This window comes from Rhodoferax sp. (assembly GCF_018063565.1).
GTDB lineage: Bacteria > Pseudomonadota > Gammaproteobacteria > Burkholderiales > Burkholderiaceae_C > Rhodoferax.
Genome location: NZ_JAGPBB010000186.1, coordinates 1 through 2,795 on the forward strand (window position 1 = coordinate 1; position 2,795 = coordinate 2,795).

Sequence of the window (2,795 nt, forward strand, 5' to 3'; positions counted from 1 at the left end):
TGGTGTTGTTCCGCTGGGATGCACCACTGTTTTTCGCCAATGCCGAGTTGTTTCGCGATCATGTGCTGGATGCTGTTGCAGACTCCGCAAGTCCGGTGCGCTGGTTGGTGGTGAGTGCAGAGCCGGTGACCAGTGTGGATGTCACGGCGTCCGACATCCTGGAAGAACTTGACCAGACCTTGCGGGCAGCCGGCATTGCTCTTTGTTTTGCTGAGATGAAAGATCCCGTGAAGGACAAGCTCAAGCGTTTTGGCCTCTTTTCCAGCTTTGGTGAGCAGCGTTTTTTTGCAACCCTGGGCCAGGCTGTAGGCAGCTACCTTAAGGTGCATCAGGTCCATTGGGTGGATTGGGAAGATCGACGGTGATGCATCGGAACAAAGAAACCAGCGCACGACTCACCCAGGTGTCTGTGCGAACCCCTTGCTTCTAGGAGAAAACCATGAAACTGGAAGAACTGCATCGTGAACTTGATACTTTGGTGGCGACTCAAGCCGGTCTGATGGCGATTGTGGGGTCGCTGATGGCCACCCACCCTGACTATGAAAAGTTTCAACTTCACCTCACCGGGTTGTTGGAGGTCTTGCTGACGGGCAAGGCGGGAACGAACTTCACCGAGCGGCAGCGCCAGCAGGCGCGTGAGTTTGTTGAAACACTCCAGCATCTCAACAAGGCACCCTCCAGAATCGAGCCACTGGGCACCCTGGCGAACCTGTAGCGCCTGGGGCACAGGGCGATCGTGCTGCGACGCTGGATTGGCGATCCTGGGTGCGCGCCTCTAATTGAAGGGCGCGTCAGCAAATGGTCAGTTGTTGATTTTATGCTGCACTGCAACATGAATACATCAATTGAATTCCAGCTGCGTTTGGATGATCTTCTGGCGGAACTCCAGCACGCACGCCGGAACGACGAGCTGGGCAGGCTTGCTTTGCTGATCTACTGCGAGGTGCGCGGCTGGGCTCGACAGGTGGGCGAGTCGGCCTTGGCTGAGTACGCTGGCGCCATGTTTACTGAGCAGCCGCATGTGAGCCGATCGGCGTTTCTTGCCCAGGTTGACTGCCTGATCCTGCAGTTGGATAACATCAGTCAAAAGTACTATCGGCTCCAACCGGTCAGACTTGGCACCCGGTTTGATCGGCCAACCAATATAGCGTGTTGACCCCCGCAGTCCGCGATTGACTTGCATCTGTCAGTCGGGACTGCTCGTGACGAGTGTCCGGAGGAGCTGGCGTTGTTATTTTGAAGTGCTTGCGCAACACGGTGAGATCAACTCGCCCTACAGGAGATGGATCAATGTCCTGCTGCCACAGTTACTTTGCCTTGACCGAAGGTCAAGAACAGGTGTTTTCGGTTGACGTTGCCAGCATCAGCTTTGGGCATGGTGTGCTCAATGAGGTTGGTGCACAGGCCAAGGCGTTGGGTATGCAGCGTATCGCACTGTTTACCGACAAAACCTTGATGGCTCTGCCCTACGTGCGCCAGGTGCTTGATTCCTTGCGAGTGGCCGGTCTGGCCGCGGTTATCTTTGATGAAGTCAAGGTCGAGCCGACTGACCAGTCATTCCGGGCAGCGGCCAGATTTGCCAGCGATGGGCAGTTTGATGGTTACATTTCAGTGGGCGGTGGTTCGGTCATAGACACGTGCAAGGCCGCCAACCTGTATGCCAGCTGGCCGACCAGCGATTTTTTAGACTATGTCAATGCCCCCATTGGTGCAGGCAAGCCGGTGCCCGGTCCGCTCAAACCCCACATTGCCTGCCCAACCACCTGTGGCACCGGTTCGGAGTGCACGGGCATCACCATTTTCGATCTGTTGTCCTTGAAGGTCAAAACCGGCATTGCCTCACGGCGATTGCGACCCACGCTGGCGCTGATTGATCCCGGCACCACCTATAGCCTGCCCAAGAACGTGGTGGCTGCCAGCGGCTTTGATGTGTTGTCGCATGCGCTCGAATCCTATACCGCCAAACCCTACACGCGGCGTCTGGCCACAGCGAGCCCGGCTTTGCGGCCGATGAGCCAGGGAGCCAACCCCTGGAGCGACATGGGCTGCGAGGCAGCGCTCAAGCTGCTTGGGCAGTTTCTGGTGCGTGCGGTCAACGATGCCAGTGACCACCAGGCACGTGATCAGATGATGTACGCCGCCACACTGGCGGGTATCGCGTTTGGCAATTCGGGTGTGCACGTGCCCCATGGCATGGCCTATTCAGTGGCCGGGTTGGTTCGAGATTTTCAGCCCGAGGGCTATCCGCCGCATGAACCGATGGTGCCGCATGGCATGAGTGTGATCGTCAACGCACCCTCTGTGTTTCGGTTCACCGCCTGTGCCTGTCCTGAGCGCCATTTGCACGGAGCAGCCTGTTTGGGCGCCCAGACGACCGGCGCTGGCCCCGAAGATGCAGGTGAAATTGTCGCCACTCAACTGATCGGACTGATGAGAGCCACGGGAATTCCCAATGGTGTGGCGGGCGTCGGCTACGGCGAAGCCGATGTGGCGGACCTGACCCGGGGCGCCTGGGCGCAGCAGCGTTTGCTGACCAATGCACCTCGGGAGGTCAGCGAGGCTGATCTGAGTCAGCTCTATCGCGACGCCATGTTTTACTGGTAGTCCGGGCCATAAAAAACGGTGCTCCGTTTGACCGGTGGCACCGCCGGGCGATATGAGACTCGGGCGTGGATGGCCCGAGGATCCGCTGGGACTTACAGCATGGCTTTGAGCAGTCGGGCCATTTCGGAAGGGTTACGTGTGACCTTGAAGCCACACTCTTCCATCACCGCCAGTTTGGCTTCAGCCGTGTC

At 58.1% G+C, this 2,795-nt stretch carries 4 protein-coding genes and 1 pseudogene; 4 read left to right on the forward strand and 1 reads right to left on the reverse strand.

Annotated elements, in window-relative coordinates; translation table 11 throughout:
- The 4 genes from KBF66_RS19405 to KBF66_RS19420 all read left to right on the forward strand — a co-directional run.
- Nucleotides 1-365: sodium-independent anion transporter (locus KBF66_RS19405; RefSeq protein WP_296661389.1), on the forward strand; the 365-nt coding region annotated here is incomplete at its 5' end.
- Between the two features lie 74 nt (nt 366-439).
- Nucleotides 440-715, forward strand: coding sequence for a hypothetical protein (locus KBF66_RS19410; protein ID WP_296661391.1), 276 nt, complete (start codon nt 440-442; stop codon nt 713-715).
- Between the two features lie 117 nt (nt 716-832).
- Nucleotides 833-1,156 carry a hypothetical protein gene (locus tag KBF66_RS19415; protein WP_296661394.1) on the forward strand — a complete coding sequence of 108 codons (324 nt, stop codon included), beginning with the start codon at nt 833-835 and terminating at the stop codon, nt 1,154-1,156.
- 134 nt (nt 1,157-1,290) lie between these two features.
- Nucleotides 1,291-2,604 (forward strand): hydroxyacid-oxoacid transhydrogenase, encoded by a 1,314-nt coding sequence (locus tag KBF66_RS19420; RefSeq protein ID WP_296661396.1) that lies wholly within the window; start codon nt 1,291-1,293, stop codon nt 2,602-2,604.
- 92 nt (nt 2,605-2,696) lie between these two features.
- On the opposite strand, the pseudogene KBF66_RS19425 reads toward KBF66_RS19420, so the two are convergent.
- Nucleotides 2,697-2,795 (reverse strand): annotated as a pseudogene (locus tag KBF66_RS19425) (succinate--CoA ligase subunit alpha); the annotation flags it as partial.